The sequence below is a fragment of the Exiguobacterium sp. FD-YE-25-4 genome (genome assembly GCF_057004685.1).
This window is the reverse complement of record NZ_CM168041.1, coordinates 904,977-924,918: the sequence shown is the minus strand read 5'-3', so window position 1 is coordinate 924,918 and position 19,942 is coordinate 904,977. Positions and strand designations below refer to the sequence as shown.

Here is a 19,942-nt window from a genome sequence, read left to right as displayed (position 1 = left end):
GGGAGGGTTTAGTTATGAAACGGTACGATGTCATCATCATCGGCAGCGGCTCGGCAGCGAGCCAAGCCGCTAACGTATTATGCGACGCCGGTAAACAAATTGCCATCGTCGAGAATTGGACGTTCGGCGGGACGTGTCCGCAACGCGGATGTGACCCGAAAAAGATGCTCGCGGAAGGAGCAGAGCTCATTGCCCGTACGGAACGGATGAAATCACTAGGTGTCCACGGCGAGCTCACGCTCGATTGGCACGCCTTTAAACGGCGTATCGACGAGTATCGTTTCGCCATCCCGACGACGAAGATGCATCATTGGAAAGAGCACGACATCGACTTGTTCGAAGGCGAACCCCATTTCATCGATGAAGACTCGGTTGTCATTGAAGGGCATGAAATCTCGGCGCATCAGTTTTTAATCGCTTCAGGTCTCATTCCGCGACCGCTCGACATCCCGGGTGGCGACTTGGCCATCACGAGCGACGACGTTTTCGACCTCGACGACTTGCCAAAACACGTCATCATCATCGGGGCCGGCTATATCGCGTTCGAGTTCGCTCATATCCTCCGCCGCTTCGGGAGCGAGGTGACCCTCCTCATCCGATCGCGGGCACTTAAACAATTCGATCGCAAAGTCGTCAAACGTCTCGTCGATGAGACGCTTCGAATCGGCATCGATGTCCGTTACGGCATCGAGCCCGTCCGAATGGATGGGGACGTGCTGACGTTATCAGATGACTCTACCCTCGAAGGCGTCGTCCTTAACGCCACCGGGCGAATTCCGAGCATCGAACGGCTCCGTTTGGACGCGGCCGGTATCGAGTCCGACCACGGCGGTGTCCTCGTCAATGAGTTCCTGCAGACGACGAATGCGAACGTATATGCAGCCGGGGACGTCGCCAAGAGCCGCAACCCGGCCCTCACCCCGTTCGCGGGGCAGGAAGGACGCATCGCCGCTCTCAATCTGTTACGGGACAACACGCGTCCTTTACCGGAGCGCCCTGCCCCGACGGTCGTCTTCACGACACCGCCTATCGCCAAGGTCGGACTGACGGTCGAGGAGGCGAAGGCGCGCGGCATCGACTATGAGTGTAAGGACAACGACTTGTCCCATTTCTTGACGTATGAGCGCATCAACGACACGACGGCGTTTTCCCGCATTCTGCTCAGCAAAGACGGCCACGTGCTCGGGGCCCACTTGATCGGGCAACATGCACCGGAATTGATCAACTTGTTCTCGTTTATTATACAAAACAACATCACCCATCAACACATCAAACACTTGGAGTTCGCCTATCCGACGTCAGCCTCTGACGTGACGTATCTGATGTGACGCAAAAAGGCTCTTCCAATTTGACTTGGAAGAGCCTTTCGTCATTCGATTCCTTTGTCCTTATCTTCTCGAAGTGCATCTTGGAGCGATTTCTTCCAAAGCGGGACACCTTGAGAATGGGCCGCGCGGGCCACCAAGTGACTGCCGACCGGCGCCGTCAACAAGACGAAGAACAGTCCGAGCAGAAGCCGTGCGTCAAAGATGCGCTGGTCGACCCAGACGTGCAAGAGCGCCGCGAACAGGACGAACATGACGCCGAGCGTCGCACTCTTCGAGGCGGCGTGGGCGCGGGAATAGATGTCCGGGAGCCGGATCAGACCGATGGCCGCGACGACGGTGAAGAACACACCGATGATCGTGAAGACACCGGTCAAGATGTCATAAATCATTGTTGCGGTCATGTTGGATGATCTCTCCCTTCTCGAGGAATTTCGAGAACGCCACCGTTCCGATAAAGGCTAAAATCCCGAGCAAGAGGATGACCTCGAAGAACATCGTCGTATCGAGCAAAATCGATAACAACGATACGACCGAGATCAACCCGATGCCGATCGAGTCGAGGGCGATGACACGGTCCGCTGTCGTCGGCCCTTTGACGACCCGGTACAGCATACCGAGCATGGCGATCACGAGGATGGCGAGGGCGACGTAAATAATAATATTTAACATTAGCTGGTCGCCTCCTTGATGTTCGACTCAAAGTTATCGTAAATGTCTTGTTTGAGCGACTCTTTATCCGGCATATGGAGCGCATGGATATAGAGCGTCTTATTGTCGTCTGACACTTGGACGACAAGCGTACCTGGTGTCAGCGTGATGAGCATCGATAGCCAACTCACTTTCCAGCCGGCATCGAGTTCGGTGTGATACCGAAAGATGCCTGGTTGGATTTTTAGTTTCGGGCTCAAGACGAGCCGGAGCACTTCAATGTTGGCTACGACGAGTTCGCGACAGAAAATCAAGAACAGTTTAAACAGTTTCAAAACACGGGTGAAATAAAAGTCCGTGTTTTTGAAGAAGCGGCGCATCATGAAGATGACGAGTAACCCGAGCAAGTAACCGATGATGAATCCGCTCGTCGTGAACGTACCCGTGAAGAACATCCAAATGAACGCCAGGAAAAAGTTGATGAGTAGTTGGTAAGCCATCTCTAAATCACTCCTTAATCACGGCATCGATATAGATTTCGGGTTGCACGAGCGGTTCGATTGCCTGGGTAATGAACGGATGCATCGCTTCGGCACCAAACCCGTAGGCGACCGCGACGGCGACAAGCAAGAACGTCGGCACGATGAGGCGGTTCATATACGGCACGAGCGGACCGTCATAGACTCGTTTCTCTTCTCCCCAAAATCCGTACAAGAAGATTTTGATGACCGAGAAGAGAACGAACAGACTCGACAGCAAGATGAGGAGCGGCCCGAACAGGCTGCCTTCCCCGACCCCGCCTTGAACGATCAACAGTTTCCCGAAGAATCCGCTGAGTGGCGGAATCCCGGCGAGCGACAACGCTGCGATGAAGAACGTCCAACCGAACAATGGGAAGCGGGTGATCAAACCGCCCATGTCGCGCAGTTGACCGGACTTGGTGATGCCGATCATCATCCCGACGAGCATGAACAAGGCAGCCTTGATCAACATGTCATGAATCAAATAGTAGAGCGCCCCTTCAAGCGATGTCTGCGTGTTGAGTGCGATTCCGTACAAGATGACGCCGACGGCGATCATGATGTTGTAGATGATGATCAACTTGACGTCGTTATAGGCGATCGCCCCGATCATCCCGATGACGATCGTCAACACGGCGAGGATAATCAAGAAGTTCTGCATGAACGCACTTCCGCCATCAAACAGGAGCGTATACGTCCGTAAGATCGAGTAGACGCCGACTTTCGTCAACAGCGCCCCGAACATGGCGAGAATCGGTGTCGGCGCCACGACATACGAGCCCGGGAGCCAGTAATGAAGCGGCACGAGTGCCCCTTTCAAGCCGAAGACGATGACGAAGAACACACCGATGACGGTGATGACGCTTTGATTCTCCACGAGGGGAATCTTTTGCGCGAGGTCCGCCAAACTGAGCGTACCGACCGTCCCGTAAAGAAGCGCGACGGCCATGACGAACAGCGCCGAGGCGATGACGTTCACGAGCAAATACTTAATCGACTCGCGTAACTGGACGCCCTTCCCGCCGAGCACGATCAACACGTACGACGAGATGAGGAAGACTTCAAAGAAGACGAACAAGTTGAAAATATCGCCTGTCGTGAAGGCACCGTTCACCCCGACGAGAAGGAACAGCATCGCGACGTAGACGTAGTTCGATTCATAGGCGTCTGAGAAGTAATGGGTCGCAAACCAGACGATGAAAAAGACGAGCAACGTCGACGTGGCGACGAGTAGTGCCGACAGCATGTCCGAGACGAGCGTGATTCCGAACGGTGCCGGCCAGTCCCCTAAGTTGACGGTCATGATGCCGTCTTGAGACACAGTGAAGATGAGCAGCACCGTCACTGCAAACGTTACAAGTAAAGCCCCGAGTGCCACTCCGCGTTGCAGACGAACTTGCTTCGGTGCGAAGAGAAGAAAGATGGCCGCAAGCGCCGGGATGACAATCGGAAAGATCGGTAAGTTAATCATTCGATTCCGTTCCTTTCATTTCCTCAATATTATCCGTGTTCAATTCCTGGTAAGCCCGATACGCGAGCACGAGGAAGAACGCGGTCACCCCGAAGCTAATAACGATCGCCGTCAAGACGAGCGCTTGCGGGAGCGGGTCGGTATATTCCGTGACCCCATCGACGAGAACGGGTGCCGCTCCGGTTTTCAGTCCACCCATCGTCAAGACGAGCAAGTGGGCAGCGTGGCTGAGCAACCCGGTGCCGATGATGATGCGCAACAAACTCTTTGAGAGAATCATATAGACCGCGCTCATCGTCAGGACACCGATGATGATGCTAACGAAGATTTCCATTATTCACTCTCTCCAATCGTTTGAATGATCGTCATCGTCACACCGATGACCACAAGGTAAACGCCAAGGTCAAAGGCGATCGCCGTGTGAAGCGTCTGTTCGCCCAAGAGTGGCAAATCGAATTTGTCATAGGCGTGCGTCAGGAACGGACGGTCCCAAAAGATGCTATGAAGTGACGTCAGCATCGCGATGACGAGACCGAGCGCCGTCATCTTCCGATAGTCGAACGGGAGCACGTCAGCGAGCGTCTTCGAGTCAAAGGCGAGAAGCAAGAGGACGAGCGCCGCCGCTGTCATCAAACCACCGATGAAACCTCCGCCCGGCGAGTAGTGCCCGGCGAAGAACAAATTGATCGAGAACACGATGATGATGAAGAAGATGATCACCGCGGCCGTCTGTAAGATGACGTCATTGACTTGATCATTTTTTCGGTTCATGTTCGCGCGCTCCTTTCGTACGTACTGTCGTTCTAAATTTGATCATCGTATAGATCCCAATGGCCGCGATGGCAAGGACGACGATCTCGAACAACGTATCAAAGCCACGGAAGTCGACAAGGACGACGTTGACCATGTTCTTCCCGGCTGCCAAGTCATAGACGTTTTCTTTATAATACTCGGAGATTGACGACAATGAACGGTTCGACAGCGCCATGAAGCTGAGGAGCGTCACCGTCACCCCGACGAAAATCGAGACAATCGCATTCTCGATTTTAAACTTAACACGCACTTCTTTCTTGCTGATCTCCGGCATGTGGTAGAAGACGAGCAAGAACAAGGCGACCGATACCGTCTCGATGACGAGCTGCGTCAAGGCGAGGTCCGGGGCATTGAAGAAGACGAAGAACAACGCGACCGAGTATCCGACGACACCGAGCAAGATGATCGACGGCAGACGCGAACGCATGAACAGAATCGCGAGCGATGCCAAGATGACGACCGCCCCAAGGACGTATTCATACGGTGCGACAGGTTCCATCTCGCCGAACGAGAAGTCGAACAAGTCGAAGCGATACATCGAGAACAACATCATGCCTGACAAGAACAAGAAGATGTACACCAAATACGAGCGGATGAAGCCCGTCATATAGTTGTCTTTAAAGCGGTACGCCGCCTTGTTCGACCAGACGAGCGTCCCGTCGTACATGCCATTGAGCGTCAAGCGATGTGGGATATGGTTGTAGATGCCCATCCACTTGTTGATCGTGAAGAACATGAGCGTCCCGAGCAGGATGACCCCAATCGTCATATAGAGTTCAGGTGTCAATCCATGCCAGAAGTAGATGTCGACTTTCACGTCCTGCCCGCTCGCGACGAGCGTCGGATAGATCGACTCGACGGCCGGCTTGATGAGCGAGTTCGACAACACGTTCGGTACGAAACCGAGAACGACGACGAGGATAGCGAGAATCGCTGGCGGGATGAGCATCCCGATCGGTGCCTCGTGCGGCTGTTTCGGTAACCGGTCGAACTGGGCTTTGCCCATGAACGTCCGGGTGAAGATAATCAAGCTGTAGATGAATGTGAACACGCTCGCGATAAACGCGACGACCGGGATCAAGATGCCGATCGTATCGAGCGCGAAGAAGTCCATCGAGAACACTTTCGTCGTCGCCTTCAAGAACATCTCTTTACTGAGGAAGCCGTTGAACGGCGGCAACCCTGCCATCGACAACGAACCGATGACGGCGATCGTGAACGTGATCGGCATGACGGTCATCAGACCGCCGAGCTTACGGATGTCACGCGTCCCCGTCTCGTGGTCGACGATTCCGACCATCATGAACAGCGACCCTTTGAACGTCGCATGGTTGATCAAATGGAAGATTGCCGCGATCGTCGCGACCATATAGATGTTGTCATCCATGCCGTCATAATGTAGCGCCGCGGCCCCGAGGCCGAGAAGCGACATGATGAGACCGAGCTGACTGACCGTCGAGAAGGCGAGAATCCCCTTCAAATCGGTCTGTTTGACCGCGTTGAACGAACCCCAGAAGAGCGTGAACGTCCCGACCGAGGCAATGATCCATAGCCAGAGTGACGACTCTTGGAACACCGGACTCATCCGTGCGACGAGATAGAGACCGGCCTTGACCATCGTCGCCGAGTGAAGGTATGCACTGACCGGGGTCGGTGCCTCCATCGCATCCGGCAACCAGATGTGGAACGGGAATTGCGCTGACTTCGTGAAGGCGCCGAGCAAGATGAGAATCATCGCCGCGATAAAGAACGGGCTGTCGGCGATGAGTGCCTGATTGGCGACCATGTCACGGATGCTGAACGAGCCGACGATTGACTCGAGGATCACAATCCCCCCTAGCATCGACAAGCCCCCGAACACGGTGATGAGCATCGACTTACGTGCCCCGTAGCGTGAGCGTTCTTTCTCGTACCAATACCCGATCAACAGGAACGACGAAATCGATGTGAGTTCCCAGAACATGTACATGACGACCATGTTATCCGAGAGGACGACACCGAGCATCGCACCCATGAACAAGAGCAGGTACACATAAAAATGACCGAGCGACTCTTTGTCTTTATTCAAATAGTAAATCGAATAGAGGACGACGAGCGCCCCAATCCCTGTAATGAGGAGGGCAAACAATAATCCGAGCCCGTCCACGTAGGCCGTGAAGTTGATGCCGAGCGATGGCATCCATTCGACCGTCTCCGTCACGACGTCCCCCGCGCTCGTGATTCCGATGTAGCGGAAGAAGTAGACGAACAGGACGACCGGAACGATTAACACGAACCAACCCGTATGGATTCGCTTCAGCGCCCGGAACAAGAACGGGATGAACGGTGCCGCGAGAAGCGGCAATAAGATAGCTAAATGTAACACCGACAAGAAAATTCCTCCTTCGAACAGAGTCTTACAAGCGATGGGCCAATTATTAAGGTCACTTGACGCCATCATGTCTTCCTCATGAGTATAGCGTAAATTTTCAGTCTGTTTCCATGATAAAACCTTCCCGCTTTTCAGAGCCTCGTCAAAAAATACCGGACTGTTAAATATGAAGAGAGTCGACAAAAAGCGACGAAAAAAAATTCTGATCAAGCGTCGTATGTATCCGTTTTCAGATGGTACTTTTTCCGGATTCTCCGTTAAATCCGGACCGAACCTTAACCGTTGTTATTCCATGCGAAACGACTAAACTCCTTCTTCCCTAACGAGCCCAACAAAAAACAGCCGACCAGTTCCCCGGTCGGCTGTACGCATTATTTTGCTGTCGCGATAAACTCTTTGAGTGCTTCTTTTGGTTGGAAGCCCATTGTTTTCGAAACAGGTTGTCCGTCTTTGAACATCATGAGTGTTGGGATACTTTGAATTTGGAAAGCACCCGCTACTTCTGGGTTCTCGTCAACGTCAAGTTTCACGATTTGGACTTGGTCGCCCATCTCTTGGTCAAGCTCTTCGAGTACCGGTGCGATCATGCGGCACGGTCCACACCAAGCTGCCCAGAAATCGACGAGGACGACGCCCTCTTTTACTTCTTGTTCGAATGTTTGAGTCGTTGCGTGTTTAATAGCCATTTGGTAAATACCTCCCCAGTAAGATGTGAGAGCCGATTAAGAACTCTCATGCATTTCATGTTCAGAGTATACCACGGAGGGTACGTTTCCCCAAACATTCTGCATATCAGCTATTGACGAGGTGTTTGCGGAACTCTTCCGTCAAGAGCGGGACGACGTCGAACAAGTCACCGACAATGCCGTAGTCGGCCACGGTGAAGATGTTCGCTTCCGGGTCTTTGTTGATGGCGACGATGACTTTGGCGTTGCTCATCCCGGCCAAGTGTTGGATCGCCCCAGAGATGCCGCAGGCGATATACAAGTCCGGCGTGACGACTTTCCCGGTCTGCCCGATTTGTAGCGCGTAGTCACAGTAGTCGGCGTCACATGCTCCACGTGAAGCACCGACGGCCCCGCCGAGCAATTCCGCGAGCTCTTCGAGCGGCTTGAAGCCGTCCTCACTCTTGACGCCACGGCCACCGGCGACGATGACTTTCGCTTCCGTCAAATCGACTTTCCCCGTCGCCTTGCGGACGACTTCTTTGACGATCATGGCGAGGTCCTTGAGCTCCACGCTCGGTGTCTCAACCGACACACTCGCTCCAGCCGTACGCGGAAGAGCGTCGATGTTGTTCGGACGGATCGTGAAGAACATGACCGAGTCTTTGAACTTCACTTTCTCGAACGCTTTCCCTGAATAAATCGGGCGGACGAACTCGGCGTCTTTGCCTGACCCTTCGATCGAGACGACGTCACTGATGAGACCGGCGTCCAGACGAGCCGCTAGTTTCGGTGCGATATCTTTCCCGAGCGCCGTATGGCCGAGCACGATCATGTCCGGCGACTCCTGGTCGATGACTTGGCGGAGCACTTGTCCGTAACCGTCTGGTGTATAGTGTTTGAGACGCTCGTCTTCGATGACGAGGACGCGTCCCGCGCCGTATTCCCCGAGTTCATTGGCGAGTGCTTTGACATCATCCCCGATGACGACCGCCGTCACGTCGTCCGTCAGTTGCTTCGCCGCGGCGATGGCTTCGAATGATACGTTCCGTAACGCGCCTTCACGCGCTTCTGCGAGTACTAGAGCTTTCATCTATGTGTCCCCCTTAAATGACTTTTGCTTCCGTGCGAAGTAATTGAACGAGCTCGCTCACTTGTGACGACGTATCCCCTTCAAGGATGCGTCCGGCTTTCTTCTCTTCTGGCAAGAAACGTTCAATCGTCTCGATCTTCGCTTCGATCTCGTCTTCATCGAGGTCGATGTCCGACAGTTCGAGTTCTTCGAGCGGCTTCTTCTTCGCCTTCATGATACCTGGAAGGCTCGGGTAACGCGGTTCGTTCAACCCTTGTTGCGCCGTCACGAGGAGCGGGAGCGCCACTTCGATCACTTCGGTGTCCCCTTCGACGTCGCGTGTGACCGTCGCCGTCGTGCCGTCGATGTCGAGCTTCGTGATCGTCGTCACGTAGTTCATGTCCAGCAGTTCAGCGACGCGTGGTGCGACTTGGCCGCTGCCGCCGTCGATGGCGACGTTCCCGGCAAAGACGAGGTCAGGCGCTTGTTCCTTCAAGTACGTGGCGAGCACTTTTGAGATCGTCACGTGATCGGCGTCCTCGACGTCATCTTCGATTGAGATACGGACCGCTTTGTCCGCACCCATCGCGAGCGCCGTGCGAAGTTCTTTGTCCGCGTCTTCTGGACCGACCGTCACGACCGTGACTTCTCCCCCGAGATCGTCACGCTTGCGAATGGCCTCCTCGACCGCATACTCATCGTACGGGTTAATGATGAACTCAGCGCCGTCTTCTTGAATTTCCCCATTCTCGAGCTGAATCGCTTCTTCTGTATCGAACGTACGCTTCAGCAATACAAAAATATTCATCGTAGTTCCCCCTTTAAGTTGTTCGCACCATCATTCATGAATCTCCATTCATTTTTTGAGCTAGCGAGAGGGCTTACGGTTAAGCAAGCCCTTTTTTTAACATATGGTGTACTTTCGGTAACGTCGACATCAAATCATATTTGAAGCCGCTCGCCATCCAGCTCGTGACCACTTCATCAATCGTGCCGAAGATCATCTGCCGGGCGAGGCGATAGTCAAGTTCTTGGTCGAACTCGCCGGTGTCGACCCCGTGCTGTACGACCGCATCGATCAAGTTCAAGTACGGCTTCAACACTTCGCTGATCTTTTGACGAAGCGCCAAGTTCGACTGCCGAAGCTCGATTTGCGTCACGACGGCGAGGTCGTAATCGGCCGACAGTTGCTTCAAGTGCGACTCGATCAACTGATAGAGTTTGTCGCCGGCCGTCGTCTCCTGCTCGATCTGTTGCTTCGAGTAGTCGATGAACAAGCCCATCTTCGTTTGGAACAATTCAATCAACAGATGCTCCTTGTTTTTGAAGTACAGATAAATCGTTCCGTCGGCGACGCCCGCCTCTTTGGCGATGGCCGTCACCTTTGCACCGTGATAGCCATGATCCGCAATCACTTTCACTGCCGCATCGATAATGCGGTCACTTTTTGATCCATTCTTTGTCATAAACACCCAAGCTCCTTACCGCTGCAGAAAAATGAATGATGGTTCATTCATTTATTATTCTATCATGTGACACGGTTGTGTCAACTGCTTTGTTTCACTTGTTTCGCCTTCTCTTCGTCGACGAGGACACGACGTAAAATCTTACCGACGAACGTCTTCGGCAACTCCTCACGGAACTCGTACAGCTTCGGCACTTTGTACGCCGCGAGCTTCTCGCGACAGTGTTTGTCGAGCTCCTCTTCTGTCACGCTGGCGCCGTCACGCGTCACGATGAACGCCTTGACCGTCTCGCCGCGATATGGGTCCGGGACGCCGATACAGACCGCTTCCTTGACGGCCGGATGCTCATAGAGTACTTCTTCGATTTCACGCGGATAGACGTTGAAGCCTCCGGCGATGATCATGTCCTTCTTCCGGTCGACGATATAGAAGAAACCATCCTCGCCCATATAGCCGAGGTCACCGGTCGCGAGCCATCCATCCTTCAAGACGGCAGCCGTCTCTTCCGGCTTCTGCCAATATCCTTTCATGACTTGCGGGCCATGAAGCATGATTTCACCAATCTCACCGACATCCGCCGGCGTCTCCCCGTCTGCCTTTACAATTTTAGCAGATGTGTCCGACAACGGCACGCCGATCGAGCCGACGATCCGTTTATCCCATAGGAAGTTCGCGTGCGTGACCGGTGACGTCTCCGATAACCCGTACCCTTCGACGATGCGACCGCCCGTGATGCTCTCGAACTGCTCCTGCACCTCGACCGGGAGCGGCGCCGATCCGGAGATACACGCCTCGATTGACGACAGGTCATATTTCTTCAATTTCGGATCGTTGAGGATGCCGACATACATCGTCGGTGCACCTGGGAAGAAGTGTGGCTTCTTCTTGTGGATCGTCTTCAAGACGTCGGTGACGTCAAAGCGCGGGACGAGGACGAGCTCATATCCGTTCGCCATCCCGAAGTTCAGACAGCATGTCATCCCGTAGACGTGGAAGAACGGGACGACGCTCAAGACACGCTTTAGGTCGCCTCGATTATATCTATAGAAGAAGTTCGAGATTTGGTCGACGTTCGCCGTCAAGTTGAAGTGGGTCAGCATGACGCCTTTTGGCAACCCTGTCGTCCCGCCGGTATATTGCAAGACAGCGACATCCTCTTTCGGATCGATCGCGATCGGGGTAATCGGCCCGAAGTTCTTATAATCTTTGAATGCGACCGAACCTGTCGTATCGATGACGATGTTGTTCTCACGTTTCACTTTGATCGGGTACAGCTTGTTCTTCGGGAACGGAAGATAGTCGGCGATGCTCGTCGTGATGATCGTCTTGATGTCCGTCTTCTGTTTCACACGAAGCGATTTCGGATAGAGGAGGTCGAGCGTGATGAGGATGTTCGCACCTGAGTCGGTGATCAAATTCTCGAGCTCATGCTCGGTGTAGAGCGGGTTCGTCTGGACGACCGTTCCACCAGCGTACAAGACGGCGTAGAATGAAATGACGTATTGCGGACAGTTCGGGAGCATCAGGCTGACGCGGTCCCCTTTTTGCAGGCCTTTCGATTGGAGCATCGTCGCGAGTCGCTTCGCCGCGTCATCGACCTCGGCGAACGTCAACTCTTTGCCGATGAAAGAGACGGCGGTCCGGTCCGGATAATCGGTAGCGGCCCGGGATAGCGCCTCATAGAGCGGCTTCACCTCGTAATCAATCGTTTCTGGCATGTCAGCTGGATAATCTTGCAACCACGGTTTGTTCATCGATTCTCCTCCTTGGAATGAATAGTCATTCAGTTAACTCTATTATAATGCCAAGAAAACGCTTTCATCTACCCTTTACCCGATAATTTTCAGAAAATATCGAAAAAACGTGCGCGGATGAAAGTTTCCGCACACGTTCAGATTCTCTTGAAATAGGCTTCGGTCTGCTCTTGGTTGCTGATTTTCTCGTCCAAGTGATCCTTTAATTCTTTTTCCCACTTGATCGTCGAGAAGTCGATGTCGAGCCACGCCTCCATCTCCGGGCGCGAGAACGAATATGTCCGGTTCGGGAAAGCGAAGCGGACAATCTCCGTGTTTTGCACGAGTGTGAAGTACGTCGCCGCATTCCGAATCGCGAGCCGCTCCTGTTCGATCCGTTCAATCTCAGGATCACTATAACGAATCGTCAGCCCGTAAGGACGTTTTTTCGTATGCAGCTCGATCGACTTGTAGCAGTCGTGCATCGGCAACGTCTGGGCGATGCCGGCGACGGCGCTGTTGTCCCCGACGTAAGACCCTTTGTATTGGAAAGCGTTCGATCGTTCGGTGTCCCCGCATCCAGCGAGCACGATGAGCAAGACGACGAGCAGACTGAGCCGTTTCATGAAAATCCTCCTTTTATTATGATTTCAGTTTCAGGTTGAAGCGGTAAAGCAAACGTTTCGCGAGTAAATGCGCGAGGAAACCACCGATTAAGAAGCCGATGATGTACAGCGTGACACTCGTCGGGTACGAAATGACCGAGAGAATGATGCCCCCGAGCATGGCGAAACAAAGTACCATAATGACATGAACGAGCCAGAGCCAGTTCGTGAACATGAAGAAGCGCCCGTTGTTTTCTTGTGGAGCCCGGTTGAACATGACAAGTCCAAGCCCGAACGACAACCCGATGAAGAGGAGCGAGCTAAGTGGCGCGAGCGTCATGAAATTACGCCATTCCGTGTTGTCAGTGAACAAGTTGTACGTATCGACGTTCGCAATGTTCACAAGTGGCGACAAAATTCGCATCGGGAGACTCTCCATTGCTTCTGCATACCAATCGTACGAGCTATATCCTGTAAACGAATAAATCGAGCCTTGAACCAATGATAGGATGCCGATCGGGAATAAGAAGGCAACGATCGACCAAAGCACTTGGGAAATCGCCTCTCCTCCGAACGAGCCCATCCAAAGCGATAGCGTGAAGACAGAGATTCCGATCAGGATGACCAAACCGATGACCGCGGTCACTTTCAACGTCTGTCCCTCAATTAAGAAGGCATAGCGTGACGAGTGAATGAGGACGAGCATAATTGCCCCACCGATGATCGAAGAAAGGACGATGCCACTGACACCAATCAACCATTTCGATATGTAAAGCTGGTTGCGACTGAATGGGAGTGACATCGAAAAGTCGGACATTTGACTGTTGCGCTCACTGCCAATCAAGACAGATGCCATCAAGAACCCGAACACGACGTAGAGGAAGACGACCGTCTCGATCGGCAAAAGCGTACCTAATTCACCGATCATATAACCAGCCCCAGCTGTCGCACTGAAGAAGTCTTCGATCGTGAGTGTAGCGATGTCATTTGGCGTCCCTTCTTGATATTGTGAAGGATTCTGTTGAATATCACGAATCTGTTCATCGTAGTATTGCATCTCGGTCCACACCGGCATGGTATATGCGAGTGTCGCAAGCGCGATGAGCAACATCCATAAAAGTGATATTTGCTTCCAATCTTTTTTGAGCAATACGTTAGACAACATTCGACTCACCTCCTAGTTGAACTCGGAACACGTCTTCGAGCGACATCGGAATCTCTTCGACGAGCATCGGCTTGTAGCTGTCGACGAACGCCTCGAGTTCATCCGATCGTTCTCGTGCCATGAACAAGACGACACGGCCGGTCACGCTCAAAATCTCGATATCTTTACGCTCGAGCAGTGCGACAGGCACTTCTTCTTGGAAGACGACTTGCCACTTGACGCTCAAGGCACGTGCCTCATCGAGTGTCATGACCGCCTTGACTTTACCTTTTTCGATCATGATGACACGATCGGCGATGCGTTCGAGCTCGTGCAACTGGTGGCTCGAGACGATAATCGAACAGTTGCGCGCCTCGACTTGGGCGATCATCAGCTTCAAGACGTCGGATTTAGCGACGACGTCGAGTCCGTCCGTCGGTTCATCGAGCAGATAATACTTCGCTTGGACGGCGAACGCGAGCGACAGCGTCACCATCGCCTTCTGCCCTTTCGAGAGCTGGCGAATCTTCTTGTTGTCGATGTTATATCGTGTGAGCGTCTCTCTAAAAGTTGAACGGTTGAACGTCGGATAAATTGATTCGTAGAGTGCGGCCGCCTCGTTGACTGTATAATGTTTGAGCGCGTCGGCCGAATCCGGGACGAAGATGACGTCACGCTTTAACTCTGCTTTTTCAAAGATGCTCGATGGACCGTAGCGGACGTCGCCCGTGTCCGGTCGGATGATGCCGACCATCGTCCGGAGGAGCGTCGTCTTACCGGCCCCGTTCCGTCCGACGAGGGCGATGATTTCCCCGGCGCCGACGGTGAAATCGATATCATCTAGCACTTGCTGTCGATCGATTTTCTTACTCAGTTGCTGGACTGTCAGCATGGTTCTCCCCTACTTTCTTATACTCTGTCTCAAATAGCGTCAGCGCTTCAGTGAGCGTGATGTTCGCGTAATGGCAATCGATGGCGAGCTTCTTGATCGCCTCAAGGATTGGGGCGCGCGGTGAGTCCTGGTCGATCCAGTCCTCGGAGACGAACGTCCCCCGCCCGCGATGCATCTCGAGCAATCCGAGCCGCTCGAGTTCCTGATACGCCTTACTGACCGTGTTCGGATTGATGACGAGATCGGTCGCAAGTTCGCGCACCGACATGACTTTATCGCCCGGCCGTAAAATCCCACGGATGACGAGCGCCTTCGTCTGATTGACAATTTGTTCATACAAAGGTTCCGCGCTTTTCATATCAATTTTATATAACATGGGTCACACCCTCTCTTGTGTACGTGGTATAAGTGTATTATATGTATTAGTACACGTAAATACAATAGTTCTTAAAGGGCACTTTCAGTTTACAGGCATTTGGGAATAAATTGAATACGACTTTGGACCGAGGTAGTACACTTCCATTTCAGGTACATTGGTAGAGAGGTGAATCAAAAATGAGAAAACGATGGTTAGTCGCAACCGCTGTCGCCGTGACCGCGCTTGGCACGACATGGTCGACTTACGCAAAACAAGATGAGGAAGAACGATACGCGACCTATATTGAAGATACATATGGAGAAGACGTCGAGGTCACGCTAAAGCGCGACTGGAAGATGGGCGGCTATGCGGCCGAATTCACCCTGACCGATCCGATACTCGAAGGTGACTATTGGGCTGAGACGTATCAGACTGATCAAACGATCCATGACAACGTGCTCGAACATGTCTGGCAGCAAGAAGCCGAAGACACGTTCAAGGAGCGTCTCGAGCAACTCGACTTGTTGACGGAGGCGGAAACGGTTCGCGCGAGTGTACCGACCGGTGTGGATGAGGATGTTGCGACGACCGTACGCCCTACCCCGACGTCCGTCTTCGACGTCGAGTCAAAAGAGTTCTTGGACGTGTCGATCATGTTCCACGAGAAGTGGTCCAATACCGATGCGCAGAAACATCGGATGCTCGGCGTGATACGAGCTTTGGAAGATGATGTCTACTCGATTCATTTCTCATTCGACGGGACACCGTATGAGGATGACGACTTCACCGAGCGGTATTTGAACGTCGCCCGCGATTCTTTACCGGGAGAACCGGCGATGCATGAAATTCAGACAATCGAGGACTTGAATCGCCATGATCGACTGTATGGCTTCGACGAGACGACGTTCATCCATGACTACCACTTCGATGGCACAAAATATGAAGACTGATCACCATTCGCACGAGCGGATGGTTTTTTTGTGAGCATTCTCCTTTACAGCACAGCGTGAATGTTTTACATTTGACGAGTCAACAATTGACTTATCAAATGAGAGGGGTGAGACACCACAGATGGAATTACGAGATATCAGCCGACTGCTATACCAAATCAAACTGGCGGACCAACGCGTCGCGACCTCGTTCGAGAAAGAGACGGGCTTCAGCCTGACCCGCTACGAGATGCTCATGATCGTGCATGACAAGGGCGTCTGTTCGCAAAGCGAGATTCAGCAGGCGATGAAAATCGACAACGCGGCCATCACCCGCCATTTGAAGATTCTTGAAGAAAAAGGCTACGTCCGCCGGGAACGGAACACCGCGAACCATCGTGAAGTATTCGTCCATTTGACCGACGAAGCCAAGCATGACTTGACGAGCTGTGAACAAGACCACGACCGTGGCAAACATTTGATCACGAAAGTGCTGTCCGAGTCAGAAATCAATCAGCTGTCGAGTCTGCTGCAAAAGCTAAACCAACTATAACAAGAGAGAAAGAGGTAATATCCATGGCAACTACATTCGAAAACAACACATTCACTGACGTGATGCTCGGTCGCAAATCGATCCGCGTCTACGACGAGAACGTCAAAATCTCACAACTTGAAATGCTTCAAATGATCGAGGAAGCGACAACGGCCCCTTCTTCAGTCAACATGCAACCGTGGCGCTTCGTCGTCGTCGAGAGCCCAGAGGCGAAAGAAACGCTCAAGCCGCTCATCCGCTTCAACGTCCGTCAAAACGACACGTCGGCTGCGATGGTCCTCATCTTCGGCGACATGGAATGCTACGAGCTCGGTGAAGAGATTTACGACCAAGCTGTCGCGGAAGGCAAAATGCCGCAAGAAGTACGCGACCAACAGCTCGGCGCCATCCTCCCGTACTACAAGAACTTGTCGACACAAGAGATGAACGACATCGTCAAAATCGACTCGAGTCTCGCTGCGATGCAGTTCATGCTCGTCGCCCGTGCCCACGGTTACGACACGAACCCAATCGGCGGTTTCGAGAAAGACCAACTCGCGGAAGCGTTCGGTTTAGATAAAGACCGTTACGTGCCGGTCATGATCCTCTCGGTCGGTAAAGCTGCAGAAGAAGGCTACCAATCGGTACGTCTCGACGCTGAAAAAATCACATCATTCAAATAATCGGAGGACACCTACATGATCTTAATTAACGCTATTTTCGACGTGAAAGAAACGGAATTTGAAAACTTCTTGGCGGACATCAACAAGCTTATCGACTCATCGAAACAAGAAGCCGGTTGCTTGAGCTATGAGCTCTTCCAATCGACGACGTCGGAGAACCGCTTCGTCATGATCGAGAACTGGGCCGATCAAGCGGCCGTCGAACAACACAACCAAAACCCGGACCTCATCGCGTTCGCCCAAAACGTAGGTAACTACGTGACGGCGAAACCGGTGCTCCATGTGACGGAAGTCGCGACGGCCAACTAACATGTCCGGGCTCACCTTCGTCCTCGGAACGCTCGTCGCATTCGAGTTCTTCTACATTATGTATTTAGAGACGTTCGCCACTCGTTCGAAAACGACGGCCCGTGTCTTCAACATGACGGAACAAGAGCTCGCGCGTGATTCCGTGTCGGTGCTGTTCAAGAACCAAGGCGTCTATAACGGGTTGATCGGCGTCGGCTTGCTGTACGGTCTGTTCGTCAGCCAGTCGATCGAGATCGTCACGATGCTTCTTATCTATATCGTGCTCGTCGCGTTGTACGGCAGTATCACGAGCAATAAAAAAATTATCCTCACGCAAGGTGGATTGGCGATTTTGACGCTGTTGTCCATGTTGTTGTGAGCTTGAAGCGGTCGACCTCGTGTCGACCGTTTTTTTGTCCCATCGATTCATCGGTCCGATGTTTCGGCATACAAAAAACCGCTTCTACGCATTTGTAGAAGCGGCTGTTTGTTATACGCCGAGAATCGCGAACGAGACTCCGACGACACCGATGAGCGCCATGGCGTAAACTGGTACGCGCGGCATTTCACCGTTATTATCGAGCGCCTTCCCGAACATGTAGAACACGATCGGATGGACGAGGAATGGCATCGAGAAGATGAGCGGGATGAGAAGCGACGCTTCCGTCCCGAACATACCGCCCTGCACGGCTGCGAAGAGACCGAAGTGCGAGATGGCTGACGATTGAGCCATCGTCGTGTAGTCGAACGCGATCGTGCTGAACGTGAGAAGGACGAGTCCACCGAAGACCGCCATCATCTGCCAACCGAACGAGAACTGCATGAGTGCCTTCACTTCTTTGAAGTCTTCTCCGTTGGCACCGCGCAAGTTTTTAAGCGAGAGCGCAGTCAACGTGAGACCGACCAAGACGATGATCGCCGTCGGCCAAATCCAGAGCGCTCCGTTGTCGGCACTGACTGCCAAAATCGAGAACACGAAGATGTGACCGAAGAACGGGATGTTGATCATGATTGGGGCACGTTTCGCGGCCACTTGACCGAAGTCACCGGCCGTACATGCGCCTGTGAGACCACTGTGTGAGAGCGAGCCGGCCATACCTGGTGCGAGGTTGCGGATATGTCCTGTGCGGGCGAACCACATGAGGAGCGCAATCCCACCGAACATCCAGAACAACTGACCGAAGAAACCGTAGACGAGAATCGAGTTCATGCCTTCGATGGCGAACGCATCACCGATTCGCGAGCCACCGACCATGAAGTTTGCGGCCAAGACGACCGGGATCCCGGCGAACAGAAGCGCACGGACGGTCGGTCCATACGTCCAGTTGTGGAAGATGGCACCGAGTGCTGACGAAAGCAACATGGCAAAGAAGATTTGCGGAAGCGCGATAATCGGTTGAACCGCTACGGCGATGCCGTACGACACGAACAAGATGACGAGCATCAAGACTGTCTCGATGACGCCTTTACGCATGTATACCTTCTTATCGTCGATTTGAGCCTTGTGGTCGATTAAGAGGAACGATGCCGCGAGACCAATCAACGCGAGGATCGGGTAGTAGAGCATGATGCCCTCTGCCGCGCCCGGTTGAATCATCATGCGGAAGAATCCTTCGAGACCGACGAGCAAGAAGAACGAACGGAGGATGAAGATGAACTGTGTCCGTCCTGTCCCGAGGAACATCTCTTCTTTCGATGGCACGACGATGTCTTTCATGTCGAGCTCTTGCTTGCTCAAAATCTTACGGAGCTCTTGGCCGCCGACGAAGAATGAGACAACGAGTGCGATGATGGTCGTCCGTGACATGAAGTCGACGAGCGGGAACTCAGGGAGACCCGGTGTCGCGATGCCCATCTCGACCATGGCGAAGCCAAGTCCGAGACCGAAGATGACGATGACGAGGATTGGTGAGAACCGTGAACCGGCTACGACCATCCGTGATAAAATGACCATCGGGATGACGAAGGCCATGAGCAACCAGAATTGGTTGAGTAATTGTACTTGCGATAACTGCTGAACGATTTCCATGGATAAACCCCTTATACATTTTTTTCACACTGTTTCGAAGTTTACAGGATTGAACATTCTGTGACAAGGGGGTGTGACGGATTGTAAACATTGAAAGCGGAACCAACTGAAATGGTTCCGCTTTCGGTTATTTATTCGATTGGCGAAGGCCCCAAACGCCTTTATTTCCCGTGGAATAAAACAAGTCATCTTTGCCATTGAAGCTGGCCGAATCGCTCGAATGGGCGCGAATCTGTTTATTGACGTGAGCCTTCCAATCTTTATACCGATCGAGCTCGAGTTGATAGTACGACCGCTCGATATATTCGTTAATTTCTTTCAATGACGCCGTCCCGCCATGATGCTGGAGGGCAAATTGGATTTTGCGAAGTAGTGCGCGTTTCAAGTTAAAGAC

24 protein-coding genes are annotated in these 19,942 nt (G+C 52.8%); 6 read left to right on the top strand and 18 right to left on the bottom strand.

Annotated features, from left to right (window positions below; genetic code table 11):
* Positions 1–14 precede the first annotated feature (14 nt).
* Positions 15–1,328, top strand: coding sequence for a dihydrolipoyl dehydrogenase family protein (locus tag AC13H5_RS04760; protein WP_483546403.1), 1,314 nt, complete (start codon positions 15–17; stop codon positions 1,326–1,328).
* A 41-nt stretch (positions 1,329–1,369) separates the two neighbouring features.
* On the opposite strand, the gene mnhG is transcribed toward AC13H5_RS04760, so the two are convergent.
* From mnhG to AC13H5_RS04680, 16 genes are all read right to left on the bottom strand, one after another.
* Complete coding sequence (mnhG, locus tag AC13H5_RS04755; protein WP_034776781.1) at positions 1,370–1,729, bottom strand: monovalent cation/H(+) antiporter subunit G; 360 nt, start codon at positions 1,727–1,729, stop codon at positions 1,370–1,372.
* Positions 1,707–1,997, bottom strand: coding sequence for a Na(+)/H(+) antiporter subunit F1 (locus tag AC13H5_RS04750; RefSeq protein ID WP_034776778.1), 291 nt, complete (start codon positions 1,995–1,997; stop codon positions 1,707–1,709). Before AC13H5_RS04750 ends, mnhG begins: the two co-directional genes overlap by 23 nt.
* On the bottom strand, positions 1,997–2,476 hold the full coding sequence (locus AC13H5_RS04745) for a Na+/H+ antiporter subunit E (RefSeq protein WP_034776777.1): 480 nt from the start codon (positions 2,474–2,476) through the stop codon (positions 1,997–1,999). The genes AC13H5_RS04750 and AC13H5_RS04745 overlap by 1 nt, the downstream gene beginning before the upstream one ends.
* Positions 2,477–2,483: 7 nt before the next feature.
* Positions 2,484–3,968: a Na+/H+ antiporter subunit D gene (locus AC13H5_RS04740; protein WP_483546402.1), complete on the bottom strand. Its 1,485-nt coding sequence runs from the start codon at positions 3,966–3,968 to the stop codon at positions 2,484–2,486.
* Positions 3,961–4,302, bottom strand: a complete 342-nt coding sequence (locus AC13H5_RS04735) for a Na(+)/H(+) antiporter subunit C (RefSeq protein ID WP_021066825.1) — start codon at positions 4,300–4,302, stop codon at positions 3,961–3,963. The genes AC13H5_RS04740 and AC13H5_RS04735 overlap by 8 nt, the downstream gene beginning before the upstream one ends.
* Positions 4,302–4,739 carry a Na(+)/H(+) antiporter subunit B gene (locus AC13H5_RS04730; protein WP_034776773.1) on the bottom strand — a complete coding sequence of 146 codons (438 nt, stop codon included), beginning with the start codon at positions 4,737–4,739 and terminating at the stop codon, positions 4,302–4,304. Before AC13H5_RS04730 ends, AC13H5_RS04735 begins: the two co-directional genes overlap by 1 nt.
* A complete protein-coding gene (locus AC13H5_RS04725; protein WP_483546401.1) occupies positions 4,723–7,152 on the bottom strand; it encodes a Na+/H+ antiporter subunit A in 2,430 nt (809 codons plus the stop codon). The genes AC13H5_RS04730 and AC13H5_RS04725 overlap by 17 nt, the downstream gene beginning before the upstream one ends.
* A 371-nt stretch (positions 7,153–7,523) precedes the next feature.
* Positions 7,524–7,838, bottom strand: coding sequence for a thioredoxin (gene trxA / locus AC13H5_RS04720; RefSeq protein ID WP_034776769.1), 315 nt, complete (start codon positions 7,836–7,838; stop codon positions 7,524–7,526).
* 106 nt (positions 7,839–7,944) lie between these two features.
* Positions 7,945–8,910 (bottom strand): electron transfer flavoprotein subunit alpha/FixB family protein, encoded by a 966-nt coding sequence (locus AC13H5_RS04715; protein WP_034776767.1) that lies wholly within the window; start codon positions 8,908–8,910, stop codon positions 7,945–7,947.
* Positions 8,911–8,923: 13 nt separating this feature from the next.
* The gene (locus AC13H5_RS04710) at positions 8,924–9,697 is read right to left on the bottom strand and encodes an electron transfer flavoprotein subunit beta/FixA family protein (RefSeq protein ID WP_483546400.1); all 774 of its coding nucleotides are present in this window, start codon (positions 9,695–9,697) and stop codon (positions 8,924–8,926) included.
* A 79-nt stretch (positions 9,698–9,776) separates the two neighbouring features.
* Positions 9,777–10,355 (bottom strand): fatty acid metabolism transcriptional regulator FadR, encoded by a 579-nt coding sequence (locus AC13H5_RS04705; protein ID WP_034776763.1) that lies wholly within the window; start codon positions 10,353–10,355, stop codon positions 9,777–9,779.
* Between the two features lie 80 nt (positions 10,356–10,435).
* Entirely contained in the window at positions 10,436–12,109 is a 1,674-nt protein-coding gene (locus tag AC13H5_RS04700) for an AMP-binding protein (protein WP_483546399.1), read from the bottom strand.
* Positions 12,110–12,246: 137 nt separating this feature from the next.
* A complete protein-coding gene (locus tag AC13H5_RS04695) occupies positions 12,247–12,714 on the bottom strand; it encodes a DUF4825 domain-containing protein (RefSeq protein ID WP_483546398.1) in 468 nt (155 codons plus the stop codon).
* A gap of 16 nt (positions 12,715–12,730) precedes the next feature.
* Complete coding sequence (locus AC13H5_RS04690) at positions 12,731–13,858, bottom strand: ABC transporter permease subunit (protein WP_483546397.1); 1,128 nt, start codon at positions 13,856–13,858, stop codon at positions 12,731–12,733.
* On the bottom strand, positions 13,848–14,729 hold the full coding sequence (locus AC13H5_RS04685; RefSeq protein ID WP_483546396.1) for an ABC transporter ATP-binding protein: 882 nt from the start codon (positions 14,727–14,729) through the stop codon (positions 13,848–13,850). The genes AC13H5_RS04690 and AC13H5_RS04685 overlap by 11 nt, the downstream gene beginning before the upstream one ends.
* Complete coding sequence (locus tag AC13H5_RS04680; RefSeq protein WP_483546395.1) at positions 14,704–15,105, bottom strand: GntR family transcriptional regulator; 402 nt, start codon at positions 15,103–15,105, stop codon at positions 14,704–14,706. Before AC13H5_RS04680 ends, AC13H5_RS04685 begins: the two co-directional genes overlap by 26 nt.
* 179 nt (positions 15,106–15,284) lie before the next feature.
* Between AC13H5_RS04680 and AC13H5_RS04675 the strand changes: the two genes are divergently transcribed.
* From AC13H5_RS04675 to AC13H5_RS04655, 5 genes are all read left to right on the top strand, one after another.
* The gene (locus AC13H5_RS04675; RefSeq protein ID WP_483546394.1) at positions 15,285–16,037 is read left to right on the top strand and encodes a hypothetical protein; all 753 of its coding nucleotides are present in this window, start codon (positions 15,285–15,287) and stop codon (positions 16,035–16,037) included.
* A 121-nt stretch (positions 16,038–16,158) separates the two neighbouring features.
* Positions 16,159–16,569, top strand: a complete 411-nt coding sequence (locus tag AC13H5_RS04670; protein ID WP_034776750.1) for a MarR family winged helix-turn-helix transcriptional regulator — start codon at positions 16,159–16,161, stop codon at positions 16,567–16,569.
* Between the two features lie 23 nt (positions 16,570–16,592).
* Positions 16,593–17,231, top strand: a complete 639-nt coding sequence (locus AC13H5_RS04665; protein WP_058763170.1) for a nitroreductase family protein — start codon at positions 16,593–16,595, stop codon at positions 17,229–17,231.
* A 15-nt stretch (positions 17,232–17,246) separates the two neighbouring features.
* Entirely contained in the window at positions 17,247–17,540 is a 294-nt protein-coding gene (locus AC13H5_RS04660) for a putative quinol monooxygenase (RefSeq protein ID WP_214752481.1), read from the top strand.
* Between the two features lies 1 nt (position 17,541).
* Positions 17,542–17,898 (top strand): DUF1304 domain-containing protein, encoded by a 357-nt coding sequence (locus tag AC13H5_RS04655; RefSeq protein WP_483546393.1) that lies wholly within the window; start codon positions 17,542–17,544, stop codon positions 17,896–17,898.
* Positions 17,899–18,009: 111 nt separating this feature from the next.
* Here AC13H5_RS04655 and AC13H5_RS04650 read toward each other — a convergent pair whose 3' ends face one another.
* A complete protein-coding gene (locus AC13H5_RS04650) occupies positions 18,010–19,548 on the bottom strand; it encodes a hypothetical protein (protein WP_214752478.1) in 1,539 nt (512 codons plus the stop codon).
* A gap of 127 nt (positions 19,549–19,675) precedes the next feature.
* On the bottom strand, positions 19,676–19,933 hold the full coding sequence (locus AC13H5_RS04645) for a hypothetical protein (protein WP_483546392.1): 258 nt from the start codon (positions 19,931–19,933) through the stop codon (positions 19,676–19,678).
* Positions 19,934–19,942: the final 9 nt, after the last annotated feature.

Bases quoted from the DNA above. Each gene is read 5' to 3' on its own strand.
- AC13H5_RS04670 (WP_034776750.1), top strand. From the start codon at position 16,159: ATGGAATTACGAGATATCAGCCGACTGCTATACCAAATCAAACTGGCG.
- AC13H5_RS04660 (WP_214752481.1), top strand. From the start codon at position 17,247: ATGATCTTAATTAACGCTATTTTCGACGTGAAAGAAACGGAATTTGAA.
- AC13H5_RS04650 (WP_214752478.1), bottom strand. From the start codon at position 19,548: ATGGAAATCGTTCAGCAGTTATCGCAAGTACAATTACTCAACCAATTC.
- AC13H5_RS04750 (WP_034776778.1), bottom strand. From the start codon at position 1,997: ATGTTAAATATTATTATTTACGTCGCCCTCGCCATCCTCGTGATCGCC.
- AC13H5_RS04730 (WP_034776773.1), bottom strand. From the start codon at position 4,739: ATGAACCGAAAAAATGATCAAGTCAATGACGTCATCTTACAGACGGCC.
- AC13H5_RS04760 (WP_483546403.1), top strand. From the start codon at position 15: ATGAAACGGTACGATGTCATCATCATCGGCAGCGGCTCGGCAGCGAGC.
- AC13H5_RS04665 (WP_058763170.1), top strand. From the start codon at position 16,593: ATGGCAACTACATTCGAAAACAACACATTCACTGACGTGATGCTCGGT.
- AC13H5_RS04685 (WP_483546396.1), bottom strand. From the start codon at position 14,729: ATGCTGACAGTCCAGCAACTGAGTAAGAAAATCGATCGACAGCAAGTG.
- AC13H5_RS04655 (WP_483546393.1), top strand. From the start codon at position 17,542: ATGTCCGGGCTCACCTTCGTCCTCGGAACGCTCGTCGCATTCGAGTTC.
- AC13H5_RS04695 (WP_483546398.1), bottom strand. From the start codon at position 12,714: ATGAAACGGCTCAGTCTGCTCGTCGTCTTGCTCATCGTGCTCGCTGGA.
- AC13H5_RS04680 (WP_483546395.1), bottom strand. From the start codon at position 15,105: ATGTTATATAAAATTGATATGAAAAGCGCGGAACCTTTGTATGAACAA.
- AC13H5_RS04705 (WP_034776763.1), bottom strand. From the start codon at position 10,355: ATGACAAAGAATGGATCAAAAAGTGACCGCATTATCGATGCGGCAGTG.
- AC13H5_RS04735 (WP_021066825.1), bottom strand. From the start codon at position 4,302: ATGGAAATCTTCGTTAGCATCATCATCGGTGTCCTGACGATGAGCGCG.
- AC13H5_RS04700 (WP_483546399.1), bottom strand. From the start codon at position 12,109: ATGAACAAACCGTGGTTGCAAGATTATCCAGCTGACATGCCAGAAACG.
- trxA (WP_034776769.1), bottom strand. From the start codon at position 7,838: ATGGCTATTAAACACGCAACGACTCAAACATTCGAACAAGAAGTAAAA.
- AC13H5_RS04710 (WP_483546400.1), bottom strand. From the start codon at position 9,697: ATGAATATTTTTGTATTGCTGAAGCGTACGTTCGATACAGAAGAAGCG.
- AC13H5_RS04690 (WP_483546397.1), bottom strand. From the start codon at position 13,858: ATGTTGTCTAACGTATTGCTCAAAAAAGATTGGAAGCAAATATCACTT.
- AC13H5_RS04745 (WP_034776777.1), bottom strand. From the start codon at position 2,476: ATGGCTTACCAACTACTCATCAACTTTTTCCTGGCGTTCATTTGGATG.
- mnhG (WP_034776781.1), bottom strand. From the start codon at position 1,729: ATGACCGCAACAATGATTTATGACATCTTGACCGGTGTCTTCACGATC.
- AC13H5_RS04740 (WP_483546402.1), bottom strand. From the start codon at position 3,968: ATGATTAACTTACCGATCTTTCCGATTGTCATCCCGGCGCTTGCGGCC.
- AC13H5_RS04715 (WP_034776767.1), bottom strand. From the start codon at position 8,910: ATGAAAGCTCTAGTACTCGCAGAAGCGCGTGAAGGCGCGTTACGGAAC.
- AC13H5_RS04675 (WP_483546394.1), top strand. From the start codon at position 15,285: ATGAGAAAACGATGGTTAGTCGCAACCGCTGTCGCCGTGACCGCGCTT.